At 71.8% G+C, this 6229-nt stretch carries 6 protein-coding genes and 2 pseudogenes; 2 read left to right on the forward strand and 6 right to left on the reverse strand.

Annotated elements, in window-relative coordinates; genetic code table 11:
* Nucleotides 1-3 precede the first annotated feature (3 nt).
* The 5 genes and pseudogenes from ACFY0I_RS12350 to ACFY0I_RS12370 all read right to left on the reverse strand — a co-directional run bounded on the left by ACFY0I_RS12350 (nucleotide 4) and on the right by ACFY0I_RS12370 (nucleotide 4605).
* Nucleotides 4-1008, reverse strand: coding sequence for a hypothetical protein (locus tag ACFY0I_RS12350; RefSeq protein ID WP_388893553.1), 1005 nt, complete (start codon nucleotides 1006-1008; stop codon nucleotides 4-6).
* Between the two features lie 445 nt (nucleotides 1009-1453).
* Nucleotides 1454-1951, reverse strand: a complete 498-nt coding sequence (locus ACFY0I_RS12355) for a MarR family winged helix-turn-helix transcriptional regulator (protein WP_388893555.1) — start codon at nucleotides 1949-1951, stop codon at nucleotides 1454-1456.
* 52 nt (nucleotides 1952-2003) lie between these two features.
* Nucleotides 2004-2435: an STAS domain-containing protein gene (locus tag ACFY0I_RS12360; RefSeq protein ID WP_388893557.1), complete on the reverse strand. Its 432-nt coding sequence runs from the start codon at nucleotides 2433-2435 to the stop codon at nucleotides 2004-2006.
* A gap of 152 nt (nucleotides 2436-2587) precedes the next feature.
* Nucleotides 2588-2998: pseudogene (locus tag ACFY0I_RS12365) on the reverse strand (B12-binding domain-containing protein); the annotation flags it as partial.
* Complete coding sequence (locus tag ACFY0I_RS12370) at nucleotides 2995-4605, reverse strand: PP2C family protein-serine/threonine phosphatase (RefSeq protein ID WP_388893590.1); 1611 nt, start codon at nucleotides 4603-4605, stop codon at nucleotides 2995-2997. The pseudogene ACFY0I_RS12365 and the gene ACFY0I_RS12370, both read right to left, overlap by 4 nt.
* Nucleotides 4606-5054: 449 nt before the next feature.
* Here ACFY0I_RS12370 and ACFY0I_RS12375 point away from each other — a divergent pair, with 449 nt between their 5' ends.
* A complete protein-coding gene (locus ACFY0I_RS12375; protein WP_388893560.1) occupies nucleotides 5055-5408 on the forward strand; it encodes an STAS domain-containing protein in 354 nt (117 codons plus the stop codon).
* Between the two features lie 67 nt (nucleotides 5409-5475).
* Nucleotides 5476-5892: an ATP-binding protein gene (locus ACFY0I_RS12380; RefSeq protein ID WP_388893562.1), complete on the forward strand. Its 417-nt coding sequence runs from the start codon at nucleotides 5476-5478 to the stop codon at nucleotides 5890-5892.
* A 240-nt stretch (nucleotides 5893-6132) separates the two neighbouring features.
* Here the strand turns inward: ACFY0I_RS12380 and ACFY0I_RS12385 are convergent.
* Nucleotides 6133-6229: pseudogene (locus ACFY0I_RS12385) on the reverse strand (lytic transglycosylase domain-containing protein); the annotation flags it as partial.

Consider the following 6229-nt stretch of genomic DNA (forward strand, 5'->3'; position numbering starts at 1 on the left):
TCGTTAGGCACCCCCGCGGCGGCGGCCGTCCAACGGCCTGAGGATCGTTCTCCGGTCGCCCGCGACGAGAACCGTGAACACGCCCGCACTCAGCGTCTCCAGCACCTGCCCGGTATCGATCGAGATCCGGGCCACCCGGGGCGCGGACGTCTTCCAGTGCCGTCCCGTCCGGCGACCGCGGCGCTCGGCGTTCGTCCACACCGATGTGCCGTCCGGGGCCGGAAGCAACTGCCGGCCGCCCTCATCGTCCTCGACCGTCCATTGCGGCTCTCCGGACGGCAGCCACGACTCCGCCAGGACCCCGTCCAGAGCGGCCAGGACGCGCCCGTCCTCCGTACCCTCGACCGCCCACACCCGCCGGCGTACGGACCACTGTCGACCGGCCGAGGTGGCGAGGTCCGCGAGGACGCGGCGGGCCTCCGCGCCGTGATCCGGCCGGGCGAACGGCTGTGCGGGGGCCGCGACTTCGTCGGCGCCGATCGAGTTCTGCCCGACTGCGCACCAGTCCGGGCGCGCCACGACCACCGCGTGCCCCTGCTCGTGCGCCTGAGCGTTGTCCCAGTCGTCGCACGGTGCCAGGACCAGCCGAAGCGCGGTCCCGCTGTGCCATTCCAGGCTGCGCACCTCCCGCGGGTGACGCAACGCGGACACGACGTCGCCGGAGTCCAGGTGGATCAGCAGCAACTCGCCGTCGAACGAGTAGCCGCCGTCGTAGCGCCCCGTACCGACGGCCAACAGGGGCAGAACCGGGTGGAAGGCGAGGGCTTGGACGGGGTACACGGACCTCACCAGGTGCCGGCACCGCAGCCCGTCCCGCTCGTGGACAGCGATCCGGTGCCCCGTCCACCGGGAGTCCGCGGTCCCGCTGCCGCTCCACTGGACGTGCCCGACGTCCCCACCCACGGCGACCCACCGCGAGCGCTCGTCGACGACGGCCACCGCGGGTTCTCCGATCTCCGCGAACGGGCCGTCGCCGAGCACGCGTCGGACCTTCGGCACAACGGTCATACGGGTTCCTCCCGGAACGACGGCCCACCGACGCCGACTCCACCGACGTCCACCGACGTCCACCGACGTCCACCGACGCCCGCCGTCCCCGGGCGCGGCACGGCGGCAGCCCATGATCCCGTCGTGCGGCGGGCTCCACCAACGGATTTCTCCCCGGGGCGGGACCCCCGGCCACCTGCCGGCTCTCAAGGCCTTCGAACCCGGCGCCCGGAGGTCCCGGCGCGCCGCTTCCCACCGGATGCCGGTGGATGCGGCACGTACCGAGCAGTCATCCCAGGGAGCTCTCGGGCGGACCGAGTTCGGTCACCACCTGCTCGAGGAGCGCGTCGGTGCCCTCGTCCTCGGTACGGCCGCACCAACGCACGCGTCCCTGACACCGGACGGGTCGCACGGGGTTCGTCGCGACGGGGGAGCGGTGTTCGCTCCCGTGGTGGTGCGGTGCCGTTCAGTCGGAGGGGTTCTTCTGCCTGGGGAAGGCGGCTGTCGCGTCGATGCCCAGGCGGAGGGCGCCGAGGCCGGTGGCGAGGGCTTGCCGGTGGTCGGCGGTCATGGCGTCGAGGGCGTGGGCGAGCATCTGCTCGCGGCGCTCCCGTATCTGCGTCAGGTGCTCCTCCCCGGCGGGGGTCAGCTTGAGGGTGAGCTCGCGGCCGTTGCCCGGACAGGGGTGTCGTTCGAGGAACCCGATGACCTCGAGGCGGTCGCACAGCCGGGTGATGGACGGAGCGGCCGCGTCGAGGAGATGGGCCAAGGCGCGCATGCGGATGCCGGGTTGGCGGCCGACCACGTACATGAGGCGCAGCTGCGAGGCGGAGGCCGGGCCGGCCGAGGAGCCTTGGCGGGCGTTCTCCCACATGACGTCGAGGAGTTCGACGATGTGGCTGACCGAGCGGGCCGCCTCGTGGTCGCTGCGGGGCGGCCGGGGGAGCGGGGCCGGTACGGGCATCTGTGGTTCCTCACACGGTGTTCGCCCGGCGGTGGGTCAGCACGTGAGTGGTTCAGCTGCTGGTTTCCGGGCGGCTGGAGCGGGCCGGTATGGATTCCTCCGAAGCAGCGGATGGTCTCTGCTCCGCGGAGGATCCGGAGTGGCCTCCTACCTCCGGTGCGTTGAGGTGGTCCAGGGTACCGGTCACTTTCAGCATGCGGTCCAGCTGTGCGGGCCGGTCGTCGAGGTGGAGGCGTACGCCCGCCGCGTCGGTCCGGCGCCGGATCATCAGCAGCGCCGAAAGCCCGGTCGTGTCGACGGTAGCGAGGTCCGTGCAGTCCAGACGCAGGACGCGCAGGCCGACGGGCTCGGCCAGCAGTTCCCCGACGACGTCCAGGAGGGCGTCGCAGCAGTGGCGGTCGAGGGAGCCCCGCAACTCGACGCGCACGGAGTCGTGGGTGCTGACGCACGTCAGGTGGAGCGGTGCGGAATGTGTGCTGGTCATCGGTGGGTCCCGGCGGCGGTGAGAGGGGTACGGGTCAGGCGCGCGGAGCCGGATCGGAGGATGCCGGCGGCGCGGGGAAAGTCCTTCAGCTCGCGGCCGAGGAGTTCCAGTGTGGGCTGGAGGCTGTTGGCAGGGACGCCGCGGGCGGCGAGGACCTGGGCTCCGAGGTGGTCGACGTGCCACCCCTTCGGGCGCAGCACTTCGGCCGGCAGACGGGCCGGCAGGCCGTGCCACTCGCCGTCGACGCACGCCACCGTGATCCGGCCCCGGGTCGGCTCGGTGGGCGCGGAGGGGAGGAGCGGGACGAGGGCCACCGCCCGGTCGTTGATGGCCGTGGCGGCATGCTCCTGGGCGACACCGGTCCGGTTGTCCGCCCATTCCTCGCCCACGCGGCCCTGGACCGCTGCGATCACATCGAGCAGGACGCCCTCCGGGTCGGTCCCTTCCTCGAGGGCCCGACGGACCGTCGTGGCCGCGTCCTGTTCGTCTCCCCGGTGCACAGCCTTCCGCAGCCGTTCCGTCAGGTCCTGGAGCGTCGGCGGGTTCGCCGGATCCCTCGTCATGTGGTGAACCTGCCCCGCGTGTGCCCGTTCACCGCGCTCAGGTGGTTGGTACGGGGAGCCGAGATGACGACGACGGCCATGTCGTCGTGCCGGCCGGCGCCCACCCACTGGGAGGCGAGCATGTGGACCCGCTCGACGACCGCCTCGGCGGGCATTCCCGCGCACTCGGTGAGTGCCCGGCGCAACCGGGTCTCACCGAACATGGAGCCGCCCAACGGTCCTCCGCGCGCCTCGGTGATCCCGTCGGTGTACAGCACGCACGTTTCACCGGGTGCCAGAGTCACCGGCACCGTCTCGGCGGTGACCTCGGGCAGTGCGCCGACCAACGTGCCCTGAGTGGGTGCCTCCTCGACACGGCCGTCGGCCCGCACGATCAGCGGGGCGGGGTGGCCGGCGCTGGTCAGCCGCAGCTTCACGGCGCTGCCCTCGCGGGCGGCGGAGGCCAGCACCATGGTCGCGAAGCGGGCGTTGTGCGTGTTCAGCAGCGAGGTGTTGAGCAGGCTCAGCACCCGCTGGTGATCGTCGGCCATCGGCAGCAGGGCGTGCAGGGTGGTACGGATCTTCCCGGTCATCACGGCGGCTTCAAGTCCCTTGCCGCACACGTCCCCGAGGACGATCAGGGAGGCCTCGCCCTCCACTCCGGCGGGGTGGACGTCGTAGAAGTCACCGCCGACGCGCTCGTGGTCCTTGGCGGGCCGGTAGCCGCCCGCGTATTCCACACCGGAGACCTGGTGCAACGACGGGGGCAACAGCTCCCGCATCAGCGTGTCCGTGATCGACGCCTGCTCCGAGTACAACCGGGCCGCCGACATGGCGGCGCCGGCGCGGGCGGCGAACAGTCGGGCGAAGACCTCCTCGGCCTCCGTGAACGCGGGGCTCCGGGTCCCGCGCAGCAGGATCAACGCCCCTGCGGGCACGCCGTGCCCGGGCAGCGGGGTGATCACGATCGATCCGACCTCCCCGAAGCCCTCCGGGATCAACCAGGCGGGAGCGGTGGACGGATCGATCCAGCGGGAGGGCACGGGCGGGAAGCCCTGAAGCGCCTCACCCAGCCCCGGCACCTCCTCCGGCGCGCCGGCCACACGGGACGACGCCGGTGTCCCGCCCCGCAGGCAGGTCACCACCGGCAGCTCGGGACCGTTGGACGGGGCGATCACCAGCGCGGCGTCGGCGAGGTGCTCGGAGGCCATCTGCGCCGCGACGTCCATGCACCGCTCCAGGTTCAGGGAGGAGAGGAACAGGTTCGACGACTCGGTGAGGAAGGCGGTGCGTTCACGCTCCATCCGCAGTGCTTCGCGGGCCAGGCGGTGGTCGGTGTCATCGACCAGCCACCACACCACCGTTCCGTCGTCGCCCGCCGTGGGATGCGCCTCGTAGGTGCGATCCCCCACCTGACCCTGGACGATGCGATCCGGGGCGGAGTCCGGCGGGCGAGGTGCGGGAACGGGGACGGGGACCGGGACGGGAACGAGGCGCCGCGCGTGCGCATCGGACAGCCAGGTCGGCACGACGCCCACCAACGCCGATCCCGCACGTACGTCCGGGAAGACCAGCCCGGCCGCCTCGTTGACGAACACCACGACGGAACCGGAGTCCGCCACGAGCACGGGGTAGGGGGCCGCGCTCCACGGAGAGCCGGGCACGGTCGGAGGGATTACCGGGGCGAGATTCACCAAACGTTGAGGGTCCGCTGCGCGAACCCCTCACCTCAATTGCCTAGAAGAAGAAACCCTTGCCCCCAGGCAACCATCCTGCATGAACCACGCGGTTGGCAACCGCGCCCCGCATCGCGCCGGCTCGCACCGGATGTGCATCGAATGACCGCCCCCCGCTTCCACAAGGGGGTTCCCGGGGAGGCCGGTCGTACCCGCCCGACGTTCGACTGCCCTGTCGCACGACTTCGTTGAGCCCGGATCACGAACCCGATGCCACCGCAACCACGGGCACGCGCTGTGCGTGGAAGGTGAGGGGACTGCGGGTCCGCGGTCACCCCGCTGCCGGTGCGGATACCCCGTCCGGTGCGGACCCCCGTCCGGGGGTGTAGCAGAATGCCGGGATGACTGGAGACGAGAACGAACCCGTGGTCACCGTGACCAGACGCGAAGGCATCCCCGTGGTCCACCTCCACGGCGACCTCGACGACGACAGCGCGCCCGCAGCCGCACGGGCTCTCGGCGAGGCCGCGAGAAGTGGCGCCGGTCGTACGGTGGTCGACCTGTCCGGAACCTGCTTCGCGGACTCCTCCATCCTCCACATCCTGCTCGAAGCCCAGAGGACCCATGCCGCAGCGGGATTGACGCTCGTTCTCGCCGGCCCCCTTCAGCCGGTCGTCCGCCGCCTGTTCGAGGTCACCGGATCCGGCATCGCCTTCCGTATGACGGACAGCCTGGAGACAGCGATGACATGCTGAGCACCCCGCTCCACCGCAGCACGTCAAGGCGACGTGTCCGTCACCACCAAGGGCAGGCGATGTCGGTATGAACCTGCCCACGACAGCCGATGACCCTTACGGCTCGACGGACCGAAGGGGTGACCACGCACAGGCCGCGGTCACCCCGGCCGCCGCACGTCACGCGGTTGCCGAGCTGCTCGGCCAGGCGGGCGTCAGCCTCGACAGCGTCACGGCCGCGGACGCCCTCCTGGTCACCTCGGAACTCATCACGAACGCGATCCGTCACGGCGGGGGCATCACCAGCCTTCGCACCGTCCTGGTGGACGGCGCCCTCCACCTCGCCGTCAGCGACGCGAACCCGCACGCCCCCTTCGCACGCCCGGCCGAACCCGAGCACCCGGGGGGCTTCGGCTGGCCGCTGATCCAACGCCTCGCCGAACGAGTCGAGATCAGCCCGTCGGCCGACGGCAAGACCATCACCATCGTGATGCGCCTGGGCTGAGCCGCCCGTGCCGGCGGGGGTCAGGTGGTGGGCCGGCCTCGCGGCAGGGCGGCGATACCCGGCGCGGTGCAAGCCGGGTCGCCGACCCCGGCCGCCTCGGCGACCTGGAGGGTCCGGGCGACGTCGATGTGCGGGTTCATCAGGCGGCACGAACTCCCGAGGAGCCGGGTACGCGAAACGCCCGGCCGGGGTTCCGGCCGAGCGTGCATGCGTCTGTGCGTCGGGGGTGTGTCCGCCGGCTCAGTACCAGTGGTGGGTCTGCCAGAAGTTCCAGGCGCCGACGGGGCTGCCGTAGCGGGAGTTCATGTAGTCCAGGCCCCACTTGATCTGGGTGGCG

This window comes from Streptomyces sp. NPDC001568, assembly GCF_042893755.1.
Lineage (GTDB): Bacteria > Actinomycetota > Actinomycetes > Streptomycetales > Streptomycetaceae > Streptomyces.

What these genes read in the sequence shown, in the direction of transcription:
- ACFY0I_RS12375 (WP_388893560.1), top strand. Translation starts at nt 5,055, where the DNA reads ATGACTGGAGACGAGAACGAACCCGTGGTCACCGTGACCAGACGCGAA.
- ACFY0I_RS12350 (WP_388893553.1), bottom strand. Translation starts at nt 1,008, where the DNA reads ATGACCGTTGTGCCGAAGGTCCGACGCGTGCTCGGCGACGGCCCGTTC.
- ACFY0I_RS12355 (WP_388893555.1), bottom strand. Translation starts at nt 1,951, where the DNA reads ATGCCCGTACCGGCCCCGCTCCCCCGGCCGCCCCGCAGCGACCACGAG.
- ACFY0I_RS12380 (WP_388893562.1), top strand. Translation starts at nt 5,476, where the DNA reads ATGAACCTGCCCACGACAGCCGATGACCCTTACGGCTCGACGGACCGA.
- ACFY0I_RS12360 (WP_388893557.1), bottom strand. Translation starts at nt 2,435, where the DNA reads ATGACCAGCACACATTCCGCACCGCTCCACCTGACGTGCGTCAGCACC.